The organism is Rhizobium sp. UGM030330-04 (assembly GCF_003208455.1).
GTDB lineage: Bacteria > Pseudomonadota > Alphaproteobacteria > Rhizobiales > Rhizobiaceae > Agrobacterium > Agrobacterium rhizogenes_A.
In genome coordinates, this window is sequence record NZ_QKML01000023.1 from 1 (window position 1) to 19521 (window position 19521).

The following is a 19521-nucleotide window of genomic DNA, read 5'->3' on the forward strand; positions in this document are numbered from 1 at the left end:
TCGGGCCAGCGGGCGGGCGCGGACTGGAACTTCGAGACGCCGGGCATGGTGCCGGGCACGATGACGCCGTCGCTGGTGCAGATGCCGGATGCGACGAAGCGCGAGCTTTATGAATATCCGGCCCGGATCAGCACGGTTGAAGAGGCCGAGCGGGCGCAGAAACTCAGAACCCAGTCGATCGAGGCGGATCATGACCGTGTGTTCGGCTCGTCCACCTCGTCCACCTCGCGCATTGAAGAGGCCGAATATATGCTCGCCCGCTCCAGCAAGTCACCTGCGGAACGGGTGTACTGCGCTAGGCGTGCCTGTGTCGACGCCGCATCGCATCAGGAGATGCAGAGATGAAATTTCGCCCAGAAGGTAAAGAACACAAGGAAACACACTGTGACTGAAATTTGGACCGTCAACCCTCATAAAGGTCTGGGGCCGCTCGAATTCGGCATGACACAGGCCCAAGTTGCCGAGTTTGAGAATGTGATGGGACCTATCGATGAAACGACCGAGGAAACATTACCTAACGGCGGTTCGGCAATTAATGAATTTCGTGATCGCGACGCCCCACTCTGCTCATTTCAAGAAGGAGTTCTGACCTTTCTCTCCATCGGGCAGTCCGACATAATTGACGTCCGGTTCCAAGACGTCTCGATATTCCGGGACGATCCGAAACGCGTCTATTCAGCACTCGGAAGAGCGGCAGGGTCAGTTTTCTGGAACCACAATAGCGTGATAATGCCCTCGCTTGGACTGGAATTGGCGGGCTTCGTGATCGAGTACAGTCCAAAAGGAAAACCACCCATTTTCGTGAGCAAGAGTACCGGCTTTACTTGGCCCCAATTGGTGCTGTTCAAGCCGGGTCACGAGACTTTCCAAAAAGAGAACTTGATCGAAATAACGAATGATGGCCTGCTGGCCTAATACGAGAGCAGGTCCGTGGTTCGATTGCTTTCAAAGCGAAGTAAGTCGCCGTGCACACCCGAGCGAGGACGGCAAACTCACTCAACGTTCGCACGAGACAGCCGTCGCTCCGACCATCGTCAACGGCAAGGTCGGACACGACCAGATGGCCGCGCCACGAAGAGCTACGTCAAGACGAGGACGGGTACCGCCCTTCCTTCCTGCCGCATGCTCTAGCCAATGGCTGACTGGACTTCGAAACCCGTCGGGATCGCCTTCTGCGCGCCCGGCCGGGTGCAGGCGAGCGATCCGGCAGCCGCCGCCCGGTGGAGCGCGTCGGGGAAGGGCAGGCGGGCGGCGATTGATGCGGCCAGATAACCGCAGAAGGTATCTCCCGCCCCGACGGTGTCGACCGGCGTTATCGTCAGCCCTTTGGTCCGGTGGATCTGCCCTTCATGAATGGCGGTAACGCCTTCTGCGCCCATCGTCACGATAAAGCTCTGTCCGGATATTCCGTGCAGATCTTTCAGCTTTGCATCAAGGTCTTCCAGGGCCAGTGGATCGCCGCCGACGAGGAGCTGAAACTCCGTTTCATTTGCGATGACGATGTCGGCAAGCGCTGCAAGGGCTGAAGCTTCTGGCAAGGCGGGCGCCAGGTTGAGAATGGTGGTCACGCCCTTCTGACGGGACAGAACAAGCGCGCGCTCCACCACCGGCACCGGTATTTCCAGCTGCAGCATCAATACGTCGCCCTCCTGCATCGCGGCGATTGCCGTGTCCACATCGGTGCCGGCAAGTTCGCCATTGGCGCCGGGAACCACGATGATCGCGTTTTCGCCATCGCCGGTGACGCTGATCAGCGCCGTGCCGGTTGGCGTTTGCAGGCGTCTTACGTTCCAGAGATCGACCCCCGCTTCATCCAGCAATGCGAGCGCCATGTCCGCGAAAGGATCCTGACCGACGGCCCCGACAAGCCGGACATCCACACCCGCACGCCGCGCCGCCAGCGCCTGGTTTGCGCCTTTCCCTCCCGCTTCGACGGCAAAGGCTTCGCCGGCGACGGTTTCTCCCGGCCGGGGCAGGCGCTGCGTCCGCGCCACAAGGTCGATATTGATTGAACCCAGCACCGTAATCATGAACGTCATTCTCTCCTGTTCGGGGATGCGGCCAAGCCACTTCAAAATTGCTATTGTCTCCCGCATTTTGTCGTGGTAACGTTCCCACGTCAATCGGTGAAGTGTCGTCTTTGCCGTGTGGGAGGATTTAAATTGGGAAATGAAGCGGGCCGGAGAGCGACCATCGTTGATGTCGCGAAAAAGGCGGGCGTGTCGAAAAGCACGGTCGCCCGCGTTCTCGCCGGCTCACCGAACATTTCTGACGAGGCGGCCGAGCGGGTTCGCGCGGCGGTTCTGGCCACGGGTTACGAGCGCAATCATCTCGCCGTGGGCATGCGTTCCGGCCGGAGCGGTCTGCTCGGGCTGGTCATCCCCGATATTACCAACCCGTTCTGGGCTGAAGTCGCGCGTGGCGCGCAGGATCGTGCGGCTCAGGAGGGTGTGTCGCTGCTGGTGTTCTCGTCCGACTGGGACGCGGCAAAGGAAGCTTCGCATTTTCGGGCGCTGCGACAGGCGCGTGTCGATGGTGCGATCATCAACCCTGTGGCCGACAATCTCGACGACCTTGATCGCTTTGGAATGCCCTTCGTGCTGATCGGTTCGAGCGCGGAGCGCTTCCCCGATACGTCAAGCGTTGGTTCCGACATAGCCCAGGGTGTACGCCTCGGCATGGATATATTGCTGGCCCATGGCCACAGGAACCCGGCCCTGATCCTCGGCCCCAAGTCTCGCCTGGCGCGCGCCCGGTTCCTGAGGGCGGTTCATGATCATTGTGTCGAACTGGACATGGATCCATCGGTATTGAGGACGGAAGATAGCGACTATACCGTCGATGGCGGCAGGCTGGCGATGCACAAGCTTCTGGCCGCGGCCGATAAAGGCAAGCCGCTTTCTGTCTTTTGCGCTAATGATCTCATGGCTTTAGGCGCAATTCTGGCGGTTCGGGAAGCTGGCCTTTCCTGCCCGGATGACGTCTCCATTCTCGGCTTTGACGGAATTCCGTCCGGTGCCTTTTCCTGGCCTGGTTTGACCACGATTGAAAAGGACGGACGGCAGATCGGGTCGACCGCGGTCATCAGCCTGTTTGAGGAAATGGCTGGCCGTTCGGATCATCATCGTATTTATGTGCCGTGCCGCGTCGTGGAGCGGGGATCGGTGGCCAACCTTTCGGCTGCAAAAGTCGGCCGGGTGGCGTAGGGAGGTAATTCTGCAATGAACCAGGGAGTGGTATCGCCATCCGTTGGCGTTAAATTTGGGAACGTTCCCAAAAAAAGAGGAAAATCGATCCGCGAATGGTGGCCCTATTATGCCATGATGGCGCCGGCGCTGATCTTCTTCTTCATCTTCCATTACATGCCGATCTGGGAAGCGAAGATCGCCTTCGAGCAGCTGCGCATCATTCCGCCGAATATCTGGGTCGGGTTGAAGCATTTTGAACTGCTGTTCTCCTCTCCGATCTTCTGGCAGGTGCTTGCCAATACGCTGATCATCTCGGCCATGAAGATCGTGTTCGTCTTTCCGGTGCCGATCCTCGTCGCATTGCTGCTGAACGAGGTGCGGGGCACGGGAACGCGCAAGTTCCTGCAGTCGGCGATCTATCTGCCGCATTTCCTGTCCTGGGTGGTCATCGCGGGCATTTTCATTGCGGTTCTTTCTCCAAGCACGGGCGCGGTCAATGAAGTGACCGGCTTCTTCGGGATACAGCCGGTCTCCTTCATGACGGAGAATGGGACAATCCGCTGGGTGCTGGTCTTTTCGGAAATCTGGCGTTCGGCCGGGTGGGACAGCCTTCTCTATCTTGCCGCCATCATGGCCATCGATCAGGAGCTTTATCAGGCCGCCGAGATCGATGGCGCCAACCGCTGGCAGAAAATCCTCTATGTGACGATTCCGGGTATTGTTCCCACCATCGCGACACTGTTCATCCTGAATGCCGGCATGTTCCTCAATGCCGATCTCAACCAGGTCATCAACTTCACCAACGACATCGTCCGCAGCCATATCGATATCCTCGATACCTATGTCTACCGGATCGGCCTGCAGACGGGACAATATTCCCTGGCCACGGCCGCCGGCCTGTTCAAGGCCGCTCTCGGGATGTTGCTGATCACGGGCGCGCATCTTCTTTCCAAAAAACTGACCGGCAAGGGAGTCTGGTGATGGCTGCCAACAGGATTCGCAGGACACCGCTTGAGCGGGCCGAATATGCAATCATTCTTTCAACCCTGTTTCTGCTTGCTATCGTGATGGTTCAGCCATTGCTCAATCTTTTGGCCGTGTCGCTTTCCGATCCGTCCAAAGTGGCGGGGATGAGCGGTCTCACCATCGTTCCGAACGGTTTTTCGCTTGAGGTCTGGCAGCTTCTGATCACCAATCCGTCCGTGCAGCGCGGGGTGATGAATTCCATCTTCATCACCCTCACCAGCACGGCGCTTGGGGTCTGTTTCACCGCGCTGATGGCCTGGGCGCTGTCGCGTCCCGGGTTGCCGGGGCGGCGGGTGATCCTCGTGTTCGTGCTCGTCACCATCGTTTTCGACCCGGGCATCATTCCGGACTACTTTCTCAACAAGCGGCTCGGGCTCATCGACAGCTACTGGTCCGTCATCCTCTTCAAGGTGGTCAACGCCTGGTACCTGATCATCCTGATCCGGTTTTTCGAGGAGGTTCCGAGCGAGATACTGGAAGCAGCGGAACTTGACGGTGCCAATGCGTTCCAGACGTTCTGGCACATCGCGCTGCCCGTCTCGAAGTCCGCTCTGGCCACCATCGCGCTGTTCTATTTCGTGTTTCACTGGAACGACTTCTTCCGGCCGATGATCTATCTCAACGACCAATCGAAATGGCCGCTTCAGGTCGTACTTCGCCAGTTTGTCGTCGAGGGCGACAAGATCGCCATGGTCGGGCTGGAAAACTCCGTCAACTACACCGGCGCAAGCCAGATCAACATTCGGGCGCTGAGTGCTGGAATGATCCTGCTGACCATCGTCCCGATTCTGGCCGTCTATCCGCTGATCCTGAAATTTTTCACCAAGGGCACCATGAGCGGTGCGCTGAAGGGCTGAAATCCGTCAAGCATACAAGGAGGAGAAAGCTATGCTGAAACGAAATCTCATCTGGACTGCCAGCGTGGCGGCATTGTTGAGCGGCGTTGCGCTGCCGGCTCTGGCCGAGCCGGTCACCATCCGCATCGTCGCCAAGGATTTGCTCAACACCAATCCCGATGACGTCAAGCTGATGCGGAAATACGAAGAGGCGCTGAAAGCCAGGGGAACCGACCTCAAGATCGAGATCGTCAACCTGCCGGCATCCGGATATGCGGACAAGCTCGGCGCCATGCTTCTGTCCGGCGATATTCCTGACCTCATCTATTTTCAGGGCGGGGATACGACGATGTCCGAACAGGGCATTCTCGAAGACTGGAACAATTGGCTGCCGAAGACGACCTATCTGAAGGATGCTCTTTATCCTCACAATGTCGCCCGGCTGCAGAACTATCCCTACCTTCTCTATGCGTTTCCGCCGCGCGTTTCGCAGCCCGTCATGCGGGCGGACTGGCTGAGCAAGACCGGTCTGCCGGTGCCGCAGACGATCGAGGATTACACGAAGCTCTTCAAGGCGATCAAGGACGGCAACTTCGGCGGCGTGGGCAGCGACCACACCTACGGGCTGACGGTTCCGGGCAGCATGGAAGAGGCAGATTCCATTTTCAACCAGGCGTTCGGCGTCAGCGCGAGCTGGACGAAAGACGAGGCCGGCAACTGGATATCCTACGTGATTTCCAGCCAGCAAAAGGCGAAGATCGCTTTCTACGCTTCCCTTCGCGAGCAGGGGCTGCTGGATCCCGAATATGTCACGACCAAGTGGGACACGAAGGAAGATAAATTCTATTCGGGCCGGGTTGGCGTCGTTTTCTCGTCATCGGCGGAAAATGTTGATGTGTATGGCGGCAAGATGCGGCAGGCAAACCCGGGCGACAACCCCTCGCTGGTGTTGCTGCCCCCGCCGGAAGGGCCGGCTGGTCAGGGCCTCGCAGCCGTCGATGTTTCCAAGGAGCCTCGCGGTTTTGCAATCTCCGCCATGTCCGAGCACAAGGACGAGGTGGTCAAATTTCTGGATTTTGTCGCCAGTCCCGAAGGACAGGCCATAGAACGCCTGGGTTTCGAGGGCGAGCAATATACCAATGATGGCGCGACCGTGAAGCCAACGGCCAGGATGGCCACCTGGTACGTTCGCTTTGTTGCCGCATCGAACTGGAAGGCGCCTGAAGGGCTGAGAAGCGAGGCTGCCAGCCAGTTTCTGGCCAATGTTTCTCAGGGCTACAAACCCAACAACGCGTTCATCTGGCCGGCTGAATACGCCGCCGAGCTCGATTCCGCCCAGAACGTCTACAAGGCGTGGGCATACAAGTTCATCTCCGGCCAGGCAAAAATCGACCAGTGGGAGCAGTTCGTCTCCGAATGGAAAGCCGCCGGCGGTGACCGATTGACTGAATATGCGAGGACCGTATTGAAATGAAAAACACCATCGAAGCTCTTTCCCTGAAGGGGAGAATTCGTGCGGCACTCTTTGGCGTTGCTTATGGCGACGCCATCGGGGCTCCCGTTGAAAAGCTCTCCGTGGAGCAGATTCGCCAGCGTTATGGCCGGGTCACCTCCATGAACACCGAGTGGCACCGGATGTCTGAAAGCGGCATTGCGCGCAACTGGCGAGTGAGGGGCAACGGCATCGTCACGGACGATACCTTGATGACCCTTTGCCTGATGTCGGTCTACAACGAGGTGAAGCGCCACATCGATGCGTGGGACATGGCCGAGGGCATGGTTCGCGAAATTGCCTGGAAACCGCGGTGGGTGCCGGAGCTTCAGCGGGAGACGCTGTTGATCGAGCGTCTCTTCTACCCCGAGAAGTGGATTTTCCAGCGCCATCAGCTGAGCAATTGCGACCCGCGGGAAGGCGGTATCGGCAACATGGTCAATTGCGGCGCGGCGATGTACATCGCGCCTGTCGGCATGGTGAATGCCTGCGATCCCAAAGCGGCCTATGACGAAGCCATCGCTTTTGCCTCCGGCCACCAGCAGAGTTTCGGACTTGAGGCGGCAGGCGTGCTGGCGGCAGCCATTGCGGCGGCCTTCATCCCGAATATCACCATTGAGGGTGTTGTCGATGAGGCGCTCGCCCTTGCCAAGGACGGTACGAAGAAAGCCATTGCCGAAGTCGTTGACGCCGCGCATGGGCTGCGCGGCGCCGAACATGCAAAAGTGGTCGAAACCTTCCATGCGATCATCGCCCAATATTCGCCGATGGGAGACGATGTCGTCCATTCCATCAAGAAGGCGGGTGTGCCAAGCGAGGCCTACCGTCCTTCCCGCATCAACGCCATTGAGGAACTGCCGCTCGCGCTCGGCTTCGCCATCGTCAATGACGGTGATTTTTACAAGGCGATCCATGACGGCATCAATTCCGGTCGCGACACGGATTCCATCGGTGTCATGGCAGGGGCAATCCTTGGCGCCATGCATGGCGCGACCGTCATCGATCAGGCCGATGCGTCGCTTCTGGATGTGACCAACAGGCTCGACCTGTTTGCCGAGGCCGACGCCTTTTGTGAAACCGTACTCGAAATTCAGGGGGCGGACCGCAAGCTCGATGAGGCCAAGGCCGATATGCGCGAGCGGCTGGGCATATTCTCAGTCGGGAAAGTTGCTTGATGCCCGCACGAGGGCATTGTTAGGGAGGCAGAAATGTCGCAGATCGAATTGAGAAATGTGGGAAAGAGCTACGGAAGCGTTCCGGTGCTGTCGAACATTTCGCTTGAAATGGAAGATGGAGAATTCGTGGTTCTGGTCGGGCCTTCCGGGTGTGGCAAATCCACGTTGCTCCGCATGATCGCCGGTCTGGAAGACATCAGTTCCGGCGAGATCAAAATCGGTGGAAAGATCGTCAACGACATGCGCGCGAAAGAGCGTGACATAGCGATGGTGTTCCAGAGCTACGCTCTTTATCCGCACATGAAGGTTGCGGAAAATATGAGCTTCTCGCTGAAGCTTGCCGGTGTTTCGAAAGAGGAAATCCGCACCCGTGTCCAGAATGCGGCCCAGATTCTCGGTCTTGAAAAGCTTCTGGACCGGTATCCACGCGAACTTTCCGGCGGCCAGCGGCAACGCGTGGCGATGGGGCGGGCGATTGTGAGAGCGCCGCGGGCGTTTCTTTTCGACGAGCCGCTGTCGAACCTCGATGCCAAGCTGCGTGTGAAAATGCGCAGTGAAATCAAAAAGCTTCATCAGCGCCTGGGCAAGACCACCGTTTACGTCACACATGACCAGACGGAGGCCATGACCATGGCGGACAAGATCGTGGTTCTCAACAGCGGCAGGATCGAGCAGTCCGGGCCTCCGCTCGACCTTTATAACGACCCCGCCAATGTCTTCGTCGCCGGCTTCATCGGATCGCCTGAAATCAATCTGCTGGAGCTTGAAGCCTCCGGCAATCACGGCGTGACGGAAGGCGGGGATATCATTCCACTGCCGAAATCTTTCGCGAAGAAAACGAAGATCGTTTACGGCATCCGTCCCCAGCATATCCGGCTGTCGGATACGGGCATGGACGGCGTCGTTTCGCTGGTGGAGCCCACCGGTGAAAACCAGGAGCTGGTCGTGAGGCTCGGAGGCCACGACCTGAACGTCGTCGTGCAGGGCGGTCCGCTGGTGAAGGCAGGCGCGGCCGTCAAACTCGAAGTGGATGCCGAAAAGGTGCTGTTGTTCGACGCGGCGACGGGCGAGCGGCTGCGGTAAGCTCTTTCGCAGAAGGGGGTCCCGTGGCGCGGCGATCAGCCACGGGGACCGGACGAAAGGGAAGAGTGTGGCGTCAGAACCGAAGCGCCTGATCCGCATGGACGGTCACTCGGCCCGCGTTGTCAGAGGTGATCGATGCCGACGGTTCTGCGTAACTTCCACGTAATTTTCGGTGTCCATACGTCTGCACCTTGGTGCGTCTCAACGGTCGACGGGCGACCGTAGCGGCGAGGGATCGAAAGGACAGACATGAAAAAGATCATTTCAGGCATATTCGTTTGTTTGACGCTGACGGCTTGCAGCCAGACGGAAAAGGGCGCCGGTATTGGTGCGGCCAGTGGCGCAATCATCGGCGGGCTGGCAAGCGGCACGTGGCAAGGTGCTGCAGTGGGAGCCGCCGCGGGAGGTGCTGGAGGGGCCGTGATTGGGAACATCAGTGAACGAAACGACAGGAACCGTCGCGATCACTGGGAAAATCGGGACCGGCGCGATTACGGTTGCAGATATCGCGATAACTACGGCCGCTGCCGATAAGGAGCTGACCTTGGCGACGGGGACTAAAAGCCGGCTGGATACTCAGCAGGTTTCGGTTCCCCGGTGCCGGGCATCTGGACCGCCGATTGACTTGGCGGCCAGTCGGTCATGGCAGTCGAGTTTATCTGAAACATACATATAAATTTGCTGTTAGAATTCTTGAGAACAGCTGTCCGGGACTTGCACGATCAGGCCACTATGAAACTTCTGCTTATCGAAGACGATCCGGAAATGACGGATGCCTTGAGGACGGCCCTCTCGCAGCATGGCATCGTGCTGGACGCTGTTGGAGATCTGGCGATGGCGCGGGAAGCAATCGCCATGGCGGATTACGATATTGTCCTTATCGACCGGCAACTGCCGGATGGCGATGGCAGTACCTTCCTCGCCGATTTGCACCGCACGGGTTCAAATACGCGATCGATCATCATCTCCGCTCTGAGGTCGACCGACGAGCGAATTTCCGGCCTCAATGACGGCGCCGATGACTATTTGCCGAAGCCGTTCGAAATTCCCGAGCTGATTGCCAGAATGAGCGCTGTGCTGAGGCGGGTGCCGACAGCCGGCCCATTCGTCCTGTCGGCAGGAAACGTCACCTATGATCGGGTTTCATGCGATGTGCATGTCAACGGCATCAGGCTTGCGCTCACCCGCAGGGAACTGCTCATCATCGAAACTCTTTTGAGAAACCGTGGTCGTACCGTGTTGCGCTCGTCCCTTGAGGGGCAGGTCTATTCCTTTGACGACGAAATCCAGTCGAACTCACTGGAATCCAATATGTCTCGCCTGCGCCGGAAGCTTGTCGAAGCGGAGGCCGACATTGTTATCAAGAACATTCGTGGCATAGGCTACTACCTTCATGAGCAGAAATAGGATGACCAGTACATCCCTTCGCTGGCGATTCACTTTTGGTTTTATTGTCCTGCAGCTCTGCGCGGTCATCGCCTCGCTCAGCCTGGTTTTCTATCTCCTTTCTGGCCTCAAGCCCGATGTGGCGATCACGTCCATCTGGCTGTCTCAGGAAATCGCAGACTCGGTTCGTCTCGAGCCGAATGGCCGACCCCATCTGGTTCCGACGGCCGAGCTTAAAGAGATTATGGAGGAAGCGCCTGACCTGTGGTTCGTGGCAGACCTTGGAAAAGATATCGTCCTTGCACACGGCGCGCCTCCCGGGAAAATTGCCGACAACATGCCATTCCTGCGCGCGTTCAGAAGTGTCGAACTCCATGGTGACCTGAACGATCCGCTGAGTGTCGCCCGCATGGAGCGTTTCGACACAGAGGCCGGTGAGGCAACGATTTTTGCCGGCGGTGTTTCGATGTCCCAATATGGTGTGACCGTGCTGTTGGGGAACCTTGCCATCGGCGTACCGGCGCTGATCCTCGTCGCCATTTCCCTGATTGGCGTCCCGTTTGTCACACGCTGGGCTTTGCGGTCCTTCAGCGACCTGACCAGGCGTCTCGACAGGATCGATCTCGACACACGTGGCGCCCTGGTGGAAGAGCGGGGCTTGCCCACTGAGGTGCTTCGTCTGGTGCGCGACATCAACAGGGCGCTGCGTCGTCTCGATAGCGGCTTCGAGGCGACGGAGCGCTTCTTCGTCAACGCGGCTCATGAACTTCGAACGCCGATTGCTGTCCTGCAGGTGAGAATTGATACGCTTTCACCAGGTGCGGACAAGACACACCTGCAGACGGCCATCAAGCGACTTACAGCGATCGCAAACCAGCTTCTCGACACCGAAAAGTACCGGCAGAAGCCCCAGCAGAATGCACCTGTCGATCTCAACAGCGTTGTGTCGAAGGTGGTCGCCGACCTTGCTCCCCTCGCGATCGCCGAAGGTTATGAGATTTCGTTCGATAGCGATGCGGAAAACCTGTTCGTTCCCGGCGATGCCGAAGCTCTGGAGCGTGCATTCGTCAATCTGGTCCGTAATGCAGTCCAGTATGGAGGCGGACGAGGACAGATATCGATCAGTATTGAGGCTGACGGCAGCGTGACTGTCGCCGATCAGGGCTGCGGAATTGCCGGCGACAAGCAGTCGCGCATATTCGAACCGTTCTACCGGGTCAGCCCTCACGGCTCAGGTGCGGGCCTGGGGCTCAGCATGGTCAACGAGATCGTCACCCGTCACGGCGGCTACGTTGAGCTTTCGTCCGCTCCAGGCAAGGGCAGCACATTTGCCGTACGCTGGCGCGAGAAGCGCGTTTTCCAGCAGTGGTAGGGCCCGCGGTCTGCGCCAACGGGTCAAGGCATCTTCATCCTTCGGTGTTGGCTGAGCATAGCCGTGATGGCTTGATGTCTGGCGGGCAATCTCTGGCACGCCATCCACATTGCAAACACTCTTTGCCGATCGGTTGATTTTACAGCGCGTGCCAAACGGATAGGCGCGACGACGGTTCCCCGTAATTTTCAGGTAACTCTCGTGACAGAGAAAGCCCGCAAATTTCAATAGCATGGGCCACGACTAGATGACACGACACATTACCCGCAAGCGTTTGATCCTGGGGGCGGCAACCCTTGTCGGTCTGCTGGGCGTCTGGCTGCTGTTTCTGCGTCCGCCGGCAAAGCTTGAACTGGTGACGGCGCAGGCGCGAACGGGTGACATTGAAGAGGTGGTGCTGGCGACCGGGGTTCTCGAACCGCTCGAGCTGGTGCGCGTCGGCGCCCAGGCCTCGGGTCGCATTGAGCACCTGGCTGTCAAGATCGGTGACATCGTCGAGGCTGGCCAATTGGTGGCCGAGATCGATTCCCAGACCCGGCGCAACACCTTGCGGGACCGCGAGGCCGCTTTGGCCAACATCCGCGCCGTTCACGCCGCGCGCAGCGCCGGTCTGGTGAAAGCCGAGAAGGATTTCGAGCGCGAGCGTGACCTGCTGGCAGGTGGTTCCACGCCGCGCGCCCAGTATGACGCCGCGGTTGCGATGCGAGACACCGCGCGGGCTGAGGTTCAGTCGCTGGACGCTCAGGTCGCCCAAGCGCAGGTCGCGCTGGAGTCTGCGGGTATAGAACTGGACTATACCCGCATCACTGCCCCAATCGCCGGCACAGTGGTTGCGATCGTCACTGACGAGGGTCAAACCGTGAATGCCCTGCAGACCGCGCCGACCATCGTCATGATCGCACGGTTGGACACAATGACGGTGCGCGCGGATATCTCCGAGGCTGACGTCGTGCGTGTGCGGCGGGGCCTTCCGGTCTGGTTCAGCATTCTTGGCGATCCGAAGCGCCGTTTCGATGGGGAGTTGCGACAGGTGGAACCGGCCCCAGCCTCCATCGCCAACGAGAGCAACGCCGCCGCGAGCCGGATTGGCTCAACCAACGGCGCGGTCTATTACACCGGGCTGATCGACGTGGCGAATGCGGACGGGGTCCTGCGGCCCTCCATGACGGCGCAGGTGTCCATCGTCTTGAGCCGCGTCAGCGGCGCCGTGCTGGTTCCGCTCAGTGCAGTGGAAGGGGCGCCCCGGGCCGGCGATACGGCGCGTGTGCGCATACTGGACGCGGTGGGCGAGGTCCAGATCCGGCAGGTCCAGGTCGGTGTCGATAACGGCGCGGACATCCAGATCCTTAGCGGTCTTCAGGCCGGCGAGACCATCGTCCTGGGAGCATCCACGGACGAACGCACGGATGGCCAGGCTCAACTGGCCGCGGCGAAGCGATAGGGCGCGTTATGACGGAATCACTGATCCGCGTACGTGGGGTATCCCGCGCTTTCCCCGCAGGCGACGAGATGGTGCGGGTGCTGAAAGACATCGACCTCGACATCGAGGCCGGCGAGATGATGGCCATCATCGGTGCTTCTGGCTCCGGCAAGTCGACGCTGATGAACATTCTTGGCTGCCTCGATCGTCCGACGGACGGCAGCTACTGGATCGAAGGGCGCGAGACCTCGAAGATGTCCGTGGACGAACTGGCGGCACTACGCCGTGAGCGTTTTGGTTTCATCTTCCAGCGCTATCATCTGCTTGGCGATCTCAGCGCGGCCAGTAACGTCGAGGTGCCGGCCATCTATGCCGGGCGCAGCCGATCCGACCGGCACAAGCGAGCGATCTCCTTGTTGACCCGGCTGGGCCTCGCCGAGCGGACGGGCAATATCCCGGGCAAGCTCTCGGGCGGCCAGCAGCAGCGGGTGTCGATCGCCCGCGCCCTGATGAATGGCGGCGAGATAATTCTGGCCGACGAACCAACCGGAGCGCTGGATACGCACAGTGGCGCCGAAGTCATGAAGATCCTGCGCGAGCTTCATGCCGAAGGGCATACCATCATCCTCGTCACTCACGACAAGAAGATCGCCGAACACGCGGATCGGGTTGTCGAGATCAGCGACGGCGTTATCATTTCCGACGAGCGCAATATATCCAAATCCGCCGCGACGGCCCGTCCCATCCGCGAGCACGCGCCGGGCGCTGGCTGGCGGGGTGCAATTGACCGGATGACTGAGGCCTTTCGCATGGCGGGCGCGGCAATATGGGCGCACAAGATGCGCTCGCTTCTGACCATGCTCGGCATCATCATCGGTATCGCCTCGGTGGCGGCTATCTCGGCACTGGGAGCCGGTTCGCAGCAACAAATCCTGAGCAGTATCAGTTCGCTCGGCACCAACACGATCGAGGTGCGGGCCGGTAAAGGCTTCGGCGATCTGGAAGCGGGCAAGATACGGACGCTGGTTCCCGCCGATGCAGAAGCGCTGGTGAACCAGCCCTATGTCGACAGCGTGACACCAGCCGTCACGACAAGCGTAACTGTCAAGCGCGCCGCCGTGGCCGTCAATGCGTCAGTCACCGGAGTTGGCGCCGACTTCTTTCGTGTACGGGGTCTTGAGCTGGCGCATGGACAATTGTTCGACGCCCAGGATGTTATCGCCTACAGCCAGAACGTGGTGATTGATGCAAATGCCGCGCGAGACCTGTTTCCAGACCGGGTTAACCCGGTGGGGCAGGTCATCCTTCTGGGCACAATGCCGGCGAGGGTCGTAGGTGTGACGAAACGGGAAAACTCCTTCGGTCCGGCGGTTGATACGTTGACCGTTTATGCGCCCTACACAACCGTCATGGGCCGCATGCTGGGTCGTCCGAACGTCGACGGTATAACGGTCCGTATCAGAGACGATGTCGACCCGGGCAATGTCGAGGCCGCAGTTTCGCGTCTTATCGAGCGTCGGCATGGCGCGAAAGACTTCTTCCTCACCAACTCGGCGACCATTCGCGAGACTATCGAGACCACCACGCAAACCCTGACGTTGCTGATTTCGTCAGTCGCCGTGATCTCGCTGATTGTCGGCGGCATCGGTGTGATGAATATCATGCTGGTCTCCGTGACCGAACGCACCAAGGAGATCGGCGTTCGTGTGGCTGTCGGCGCGCGCCGCAGCGACATCCTTTCCCAGTTCCTGATCGAGGCCGTCATGGTCTGTCTTGTCGGCGGCTTCATGGGAGTGATGCTCGCCCTCGGGATCAGCGCTCTTTTCAATTTTTTGAGCCCCGATTTCAAAATGATCTTCTCTTCGGGCTCCATCATGGTGGCCTTCGCCTGTTCAACCCTGATCGGAATCGTCTTCGGCTTCCTTCCCGCCCGCAATGCGGCAAAGCTGGACCCGATCGAAGCCCTGGCGCGTGACTGATGAACCGCAAACGCCTGCTTGGTTGCGATGCAACGATATTCGTGTCCAACGTAGATATGATCGCAAAGGGCAAACTCGAGGGCGGAGCAGCTCAAACAAGGCAATCCGATGTTGAGCGCGTTTAAATGCAATCTCAAGGGCGGTGCATTAACGGTTTTTATGGAGCCGCCGTATATTCAGACAGGCTGAGACTCAATTGGCGCAACAATGTTTGCCATGTTGGCTTTAGGGCACCCGGCTATGGGCAGGTAACGATGGCAATGAGGTCGAAAGCGGCCTTGCAATCCTGTCCCCGTTACTTCCGGTTGTTATTATTGAATCTCGCGTAATGTCACGAGACTGATGCTGACATGGCTGCATCTAACAACCTGCGCCCATCGCCCGCAAGCCAGGATCTGAAAGTCAGCAGGTCGGGGTTGATTTCGCGCATGAGTTTCAGATCGACCTGCTCGGCGAGCGGCCCGTCTATCAGACTCTTTGCCATATGCGCGAGATCAGCGTTTGCAGCGAGAACGGCGTCTGGAAACCGTTCGTAAGTTATCGGCCGGCCGGCCACTTCGCTGAAGGCGACCTCAAGTTCATGTCCGGTCAAGCGGTCGCTCGCGACCTTAAGTCTTGTGCCGCCAAAGCGGGGCTTGTTGGCAAACACGGCAGCGACAAACCTGCCGATGTCTTCCACGGCGGTAAGCTGAATGGAATGGTCGGGTCGGATCAGGGACACCAGCCGGCCCTCATCCAGACCGAAGCCAGGTCGCACCAGCATTTCCATGAAAATCATCGGCCGGATGATGGTCGTAGTCATGTCGAGCTGTCGAATATGCACTTCGATACGAGGCTTGGCGTCGAAACGCGGAACGCCTGTCAGTTCATTCCCCACGCTGGCGCCTGACGAATAAACAAAATGGTTGATGCCTGTTTCGGCAGCGATATCCGCAATCGATATACCATGACGGACTTCGTCTTCGGCAGCCAAGCTGGCTGGCAGTACGCTAAAGACACCGTAAGCGTCTTTCATCGCCGTGCGGATTACATTGGTCTCTTCAAATGAACCCTGCACAAGCTCGATGCCTGCATTGCGCAATTGCAGAGATGCAGCTTTGCTGGAATCCAGAACGAGTGCGCGTACAGGCCATCCCGCCTTCAACAAGGCTCTGGCGACAGATCCTCCCTGTCTTCCGGTAGCGCCGAAAACCAGAATGGGGTGCTTGCCATTGGTCACTTGAAACCCTCGCGTTAAACAAGGGCTGTCTATATATATGAATGTAATTCTGCCGGAAGACGGCACATTTTTCAGCATCAGGCACAAGGATGATACCCTTGGATAAACAGATCGATGCCAACACACCGCGCAGATCAGAGAACGACAGGCAATTCAGACCCATACCGTCAAACGGGGTTTGCAGCCTGCTAAGTGACAAATGGACTGTGCCGGTTCTTTGGCGCCTTTCTCTCGCTAAGGATTATCGGCTCCGCTTTTCTGCATTGAGAAAAGAGGTCCGTGAAATCACTCAGCGCATGCTGACGCTCACGCTGCGTAATCTCGAACGCGAGGGATTCGTTATACGCCACTATTTCCCCGAAGTGCCACCACGTGTTGAGTATGAGCTGACGGATATAGGTCACGGAGCCTTACACGCCCTTGAGGGATTCAACTTCTGGGTCCATGACAATCTGGACACCATCAGAGAGCGCCGGCGCGCCTACGACCAGGGAGAGTTGTAAATCCAAGTGACCGAAATTGGCTGACAAGGTCAGATGTCGGTTCAGGTTAGCAGCGCCCGGCTACGCTCGCTTTCCTCAGCAGATATTTCATCCCCGGCTTCCAGGATTGCACAATCTGCTCGCGGGCCTAAATCAGCTATTCGAACGTGGCCAAGTTATTGGCTCGTCTACGAAACTTCCGCTGCTGGAGTTTTGTGATGACAATGTCATTGGTTCGAATCCCCTTCAAAGCGGAAGACTAGTAACTACTCATCACCCGGGACTCCATAGGAGGGGGCCGCTCGTGGATCCAGAGCACGTGTTACATAGTCCTGCGCCTGCGACTGGTAGACATTCCATGCCCGGGCCACCGCTGCAATCGGGCAACCTTCGTCCAGCCAGTCGATCCGCAATTCGGCATACGGCCAAGGCTGTTTGTCAACGATGAGTAAGCCGGCTGAACGCACGGGACCGGCTTCGCCCCCCGCATCAACGGCTGCCTTGAGCGCTGCAACCAGCCGGTCTCCCAAGGTGCCCGACGTTGTCTCGAACGTTTCGATCATTGCTTTCGGTACACCATCGTTTGCCAGCAGGTTTCCCGCCGCCACACACTGATTGCCGGTTACAGAGGTCCATATTCCAAGCGCATTTTCGCCGGAATGAATGGCGGTAGCGCCCGATGCATCCACTGCCAGCAACTGGCGGTAGCCGGGAAAACCATCACTCTGCCGGGCTGTTACAACCGCATCCGCAGCACTGGCGCCGTCTTTCAGCGCAGCAAGCATTCGTGGTCCAAGAGCCGGATTGGTGACATTCTGAGTCGCGACTGCTCCTATGCCGGCCTCGGCCCAGGCGCATCGGGCTGCAACAGCAGGGGATGAAGATGAAATTGCGACGCCGAACTGGCCTGTCGTTTCGCAGCGCGCGACGATTGAGAAGGTCATGGGAAACTCCATCCTTGGGACGGCCGGCCACGCTTCTGCCGGCCGGCATCTGCCGAAGCGTATCTGGTATCAGTCAGGGATGACGGCCGTGGCGTCGATCTCGACAAGCCATTCGGGCCTCGCGAGTGCCACCACGACAAGCCCCGTGCAGACGGGGTAAACGCCCTTGATGTACTCGCCCATGGTCCGGTAGACGGCCTCTCGGTGGCGGACGTCGGTGAGATAGACGACAAGTTTGGTGACATGCTCCATCTGGCCACCGCTTTCCTGAACGAGTTGGCGAATGTTCTGCATGACCTTGTGCGTCTGCTCGACCGGATCATGGCTATCGATGTTCTTGGCGGTATCGAGATCCTGCGGGCATTGGCCGCGCAGGAAAATCGTCGTGCCGCGGGCGACGACGGCCTGGCAGAGATCGTTGTCGAGGTTCTGCTCCGGATAGGTTTCTTTGGTGTTGAACTTGCGAATGCGCGTATGTGCCATTCTCGTCTCCATGGGATTGTTCGTGCAATGGGCTGGTTGTCTGCTGCGCCTTGGGATTCAATCCTGCGGCTTGTACGCCAGATAATTGTCCTGAATGGCTATGTGGTCGGCCACATACTTGGCATCGTGCCATACACCCCAGATGAAACTGGAGCCGCGGCCGGACAGCCAGGGAAGACCGAGAAAATAGATGCCCTTTTCGGGGCTGACCCCACGCTGGTGTTTCGGGCGGCCAACGTCGTCGAACGCATTGACCCGAAGCCAGCTGTAGTCCGATGTGAAGCCCGTTGCCCAGATTATCGTCGTCACGTTTGCTGCGCGCAGATCAAGCTCGCGCAGCGGGTTGGTCACACAGTCAACCTGCGGTCCGAGGATACGTGCGTCGGGCTCCCGAGGCAGGTCGAGGCCGTTGCGGGCAACAAAGGCATCCGCCTCATCGAGCAGTGACAGATAATTCTGGTCGCCGCGATCAAGATTGCGGCCAAGGTCGTCTGCAAATGACAGCGATCCGTCACGATAAGCTCCCGTCATGCCGGCAAGCATCATGCCCTGCCCGGCCAGTCGCCGGAAATCAATGGTGTTTCCACCGCGAGCACCGCTGACGGCGATGGTGACGTGCTCCGAGCCCGGGGTCTGAGCCTGCGCGTCCCATTTCCCGAGGACACCAAGCCACCAGACGAAGTCGCGGCCACGATAGGAGCGGGGAGGGCGGTCATGCGGGCCGACCGAAAGATAGACCTTGCGTCCTGCGAGCATCAGTTCCTCGGCGATCTGGACGCCGGATGACCCTGCGCCGACCACCAGAACCGCGCCTTCGGCGAGTTGGGCCGGATTGCGATAGTCGCTCGAATGCATCTGCGTTACGCCAGCATCGTCGGGGACGATCGGGGGAATGGAGGGTTTTTGAAACGGACCGGTGGCGGCGACGACGTTAAGGGCTTCGATCACGCCATCAGAGGTTTCGACGCGGAAGCCTGGACGGTCTTCCAGACGTTCCACATTGACGACGTCGACACCACACCGGATCGGTGCCTTGTGCAGGCCTGCATAGGCTTCAAAATAGTCTGCCACACCGTCCTTGGGAACGAATGTATCCGGGTGACCTGGAAAATCCATGCCTGGAAAACGGTCATGCCATGCGGGGCCATTGGCGACCAGTGAATCCCAGCGCATCGAGCGCCAGCGTTCCGCGATGCGACCGCGCTCCAGCACGAGATAGTCGACACCGTTGCGGCTTAGATGTTCGCTCATGGCCACACCGGCCTGGCCGGCTCCGACAACCAGTGTATGGATCTTCTCGACTGACATGCATTCGCCCTTTTCTGTTTTGCCGCAACCCACCGCTTGGCGTCAGCTATCGTTCCGCTCTAGCGAACGGTTTGCATTCGGAAAATTACGATTTGCTGCAGCACTGGTTAGGATTGGCGAAAGCAGCG

The 19521-nt window shown here is 58.8% G+C and carries 18 protein-coding genes and 1 pseudogene; 14 read left to right on the forward strand and 5 right to left on the reverse strand.

Features of this window, described 5'->3' with window-relative positions; all coding sequences use genetic code 11:
• Both N434_RS24175 and N434_RS24180 read left to right on the forward strand, forming a co-directional pair.
• Positions 1-243: pseudogene (locus N434_RS24175) on the forward strand (contractile injection system protein, VgrG/Pvc8 family); the annotation flags it as partial.
• A 141-nt stretch (positions 244-384) separates the two neighbouring features.
• A complete protein-coding gene (locus N434_RS24180) occupies positions 385-915 on the forward strand; it encodes a hypothetical protein (protein ID WP_146227711.1) in 531 nt (176 codons plus the stop codon).
• A gap of 212 nt (positions 916-1127) precedes the next feature.
• Here the strand turns inward: N434_RS24180 and N434_RS24185 are convergent, their stop codons facing one another.
• A complete protein-coding gene (locus N434_RS24185) occupies positions 1128-2030 on the reverse strand; it encodes a ribokinase (protein WP_110760654.1) in 903 nt (300 codons plus the stop codon).
• 132 nt (positions 2031-2162) lie between these two features.
• Between N434_RS24185 and N434_RS24190 the strand changes: the two genes are divergently transcribed.
• From N434_RS24190 to N434_RS24240, 11 genes are all read left to right on the forward strand, one after another.
• Positions 2163-3206: a LacI family DNA-binding transcriptional regulator gene (locus N434_RS24190; RefSeq protein ID WP_110760629.1), complete on the forward strand. Its 1044-nt coding sequence runs from the start codon at positions 2163-2165 to the stop codon at positions 3204-3206.
• A gap of 15 nt (positions 3207-3221) precedes the next feature.
• Positions 3222-4169, forward strand: a complete 948-nt coding sequence (locus tag N434_RS24195) for an ABC transporter permease (RefSeq protein ID WP_110760630.1) — start codon at positions 3222-3224, stop codon at positions 4167-4169.
• Positions 4169-5071: a carbohydrate ABC transporter permease gene (locus N434_RS24200; protein WP_065116701.1), complete on the forward strand. Its 903-nt coding sequence runs from the start codon at positions 4169-4171 to the stop codon at positions 5069-5071. Before N434_RS24195 ends, N434_RS24200 begins: the two co-directional genes overlap by 1 nt.
• 31 nt (positions 5072-5102) lie before the next feature.
• The gene (locus tag N434_RS24205; RefSeq protein WP_110760631.1) at positions 5103-6524 is read left to right on the forward strand and encodes an extracellular solute-binding protein; all 1422 of its coding nucleotides are present in this window, start codon (positions 5103-5105) and stop codon (positions 6522-6524) included.
• On the forward strand, positions 6521-7717 hold the full coding sequence (locus tag N434_RS24210) for an ADP-ribosylglycohydrolase family protein (protein WP_110760632.1): 1197 nt from the start codon (positions 6521-6523) through the stop codon (positions 7715-7717). The genes N434_RS24205 and N434_RS24210 overlap by 4 nt, the downstream gene beginning before the upstream one ends.
• Positions 7718-7750: 33 nt before the next feature.
• A complete protein-coding gene (locus N434_RS24215; protein WP_065116698.1) occupies positions 7751-8800 on the forward strand; it encodes an ABC transporter ATP-binding protein in 1050 nt (349 codons plus the stop codon).
• Positions 8801-9049: 249 nt separating this feature from the next.
• Positions 9050-9334, forward strand: coding sequence for a YMGG-like glycine zipper-containing protein (locus tag N434_RS24220; RefSeq protein ID WP_110760633.1), 285 nt, complete (start codon positions 9050-9052; stop codon positions 9332-9334).
• A 198-nt stretch (positions 9335-9532) separates the two neighbouring features.
• Positions 9533-10207, forward strand: coding sequence for a response regulator transcription factor (locus N434_RS24225; RefSeq protein ID WP_110760634.1), 675 nt, complete (start codon positions 9533-9535; stop codon positions 10205-10207).
• A gap of 1 nt (position 10208) precedes the next feature.
• Positions 10209-11558: a sensor histidine kinase gene (locus tag N434_RS24230; RefSeq protein WP_110760635.1), complete on the forward strand. Its 1350-nt coding sequence runs from the start codon at positions 10209-10211 to the stop codon at positions 11556-11558.
• 247 nt (positions 11559-11805) lie between these two features.
• Complete coding sequence (locus N434_RS24235; protein WP_110760636.1) at positions 11806-12999, forward strand: efflux RND transporter periplasmic adaptor subunit; 1194 nt, start codon at positions 11806-11808, stop codon at positions 12997-12999.
• An 8-nt stretch (positions 13000-13007) separates the two neighbouring features.
• Positions 13008-14957, forward strand: coding sequence for a MacB family efflux pump subunit (locus tag N434_RS24240; RefSeq protein WP_110760637.1), 1950 nt, complete (start codon positions 13008-13010; stop codon positions 14955-14957).
• 331 nt (positions 14958-15288) lie between these two features.
• Here N434_RS24240 and N434_RS24245 read toward each other — a convergent pair whose 3' ends face one another.
• A complete protein-coding gene (locus N434_RS24245) occupies positions 15289-16176 on the reverse strand; it encodes an NmrA/HSCARG family protein (RefSeq protein WP_110760638.1) in 888 nt (295 codons plus the stop codon).
• 89 nt (positions 16177-16265) lie between these two features.
• Between N434_RS24245 and N434_RS24250 the strand changes: the two genes are divergently transcribed.
• Positions 16266-16679 (forward strand): winged helix-turn-helix transcriptional regulator, encoded by a 414-nt coding sequence (locus tag N434_RS24250; RefSeq protein ID WP_110760639.1) that lies wholly within the window; start codon positions 16266-16268, stop codon positions 16677-16679.
• A 245-nt stretch (positions 16680-16924) separates the two neighbouring features.
• On the opposite strand, the gene N434_RS24255 is transcribed toward N434_RS24250, so the two are convergent.
• The 3 genes from N434_RS24255 to N434_RS24265 all read right to left on the reverse strand — a co-directional run bounded on the left by N434_RS24255 (position 16925) and on the right by N434_RS24265 (position 19393).
• Complete coding sequence (locus N434_RS24255) at positions 16925-17602, reverse strand: DUF1028 domain-containing protein (protein WP_065116712.1); 678 nt, start codon at positions 17600-17602, stop codon at positions 16925-16927.
• 69 nt (positions 17603-17671) lie between these two features.
• Complete coding sequence (locus tag N434_RS24260; protein ID WP_065116692.1) at positions 17672-18085, reverse strand: RidA family protein; 414 nt, start codon at positions 18083-18085, stop codon at positions 17672-17674.
• Positions 18086-18142: 57 nt separating this feature from the next.
• Entirely contained in the window at positions 18143-19393 is a 1251-nt protein-coding gene (locus N434_RS24265; protein ID WP_065116691.1) for a flavin-containing monooxygenase, read from the reverse strand.
• Between the last annotated feature and the right edge of the window lie 128 nt (positions 19394-19521).

Coding starts and splice junctions, on each gene's coding strand:
- N434_RS24185 (WP_110760654.1), bottom strand. CDS start 2,030: ATGATTACGGTGCTGGGTTCAATCAATATCGACCTTGTGGCGCGGACG.
- N434_RS24195 (WP_110760630.1), top strand. CDS start 3,222: ATGAACCAGGGAGTGGTATCGCCATCCGTTGGCGTTAAATTTGGGAAC.
- N434_RS24200 (WP_065116701.1), top strand. CDS start 4,169: ATGGCTGCCAACAGGATTCGCAGGACACCGCTTGAGCGGGCCGAATAT.
- N434_RS24205 (WP_110760631.1), top strand. CDS start 5,103: ATGCTGAAACGAAATCTCATCTGGACTGCCAGCGTGGCGGCATTGTTG.
- N434_RS24210 (WP_110760632.1), top strand. CDS start 6,521: ATGAAAAACACCATCGAAGCTCTTTCCCTGAAGGGGAGAATTCGTGCG.
- N434_RS24215 (WP_065116698.1), top strand. CDS start 7,751: ATGTCGCAGATCGAATTGAGAAATGTGGGAAAGAGCTACGGAAGCGTT.
- N434_RS24220 (WP_110760633.1), top strand. CDS start 9,050: ATGAAAAAGATCATTTCAGGCATATTCGTTTGTTTGACGCTGACGGCT.
- N434_RS24225 (WP_110760634.1), top strand. CDS start 9,533: ATGAAACTTCTGCTTATCGAAGACGATCCGGAAATGACGGATGCCTTG.
- N434_RS24230 (WP_110760635.1), top strand. CDS start 10,209: ATGACCAGTACATCCCTTCGCTGGCGATTCACTTTTGGTTTTATTGTC.
- N434_RS24235 (WP_110760636.1), top strand. CDS start 11,806: ATGACACGACACATTACCCGCAAGCGTTTGATCCTGGGGGCGGCAACC.
- N434_RS24240 (WP_110760637.1), top strand. CDS start 13,008: ATGACGGAATCACTGATCCGCGTACGTGGGGTATCCCGCGCTTTCCCC.
- N434_RS24250 (WP_110760639.1), top strand. CDS start 16,266: ATGATACCCTTGGATAAACAGATCGATGCCAACACACCGCGCAGATCA.
- N434_RS24255 (WP_065116712.1), bottom strand. CDS start 17,602: ATGACCTTCTCAATCGTCGCGCGCTGCGAAACGACAGGCCAGTTCGGC.
- N434_RS24260 (WP_065116692.1), bottom strand. CDS start 18,085: ATGGCACATACGCGCATTCGCAAGTTCAACACCAAAGAAACCTATCCG.
- N434_RS24265 (WP_065116691.1), bottom strand. CDS start 19,393: ATGTCAGTCGAGAAGATCCATACACTGGTTGTCGGAGCCGGCCAGGCC.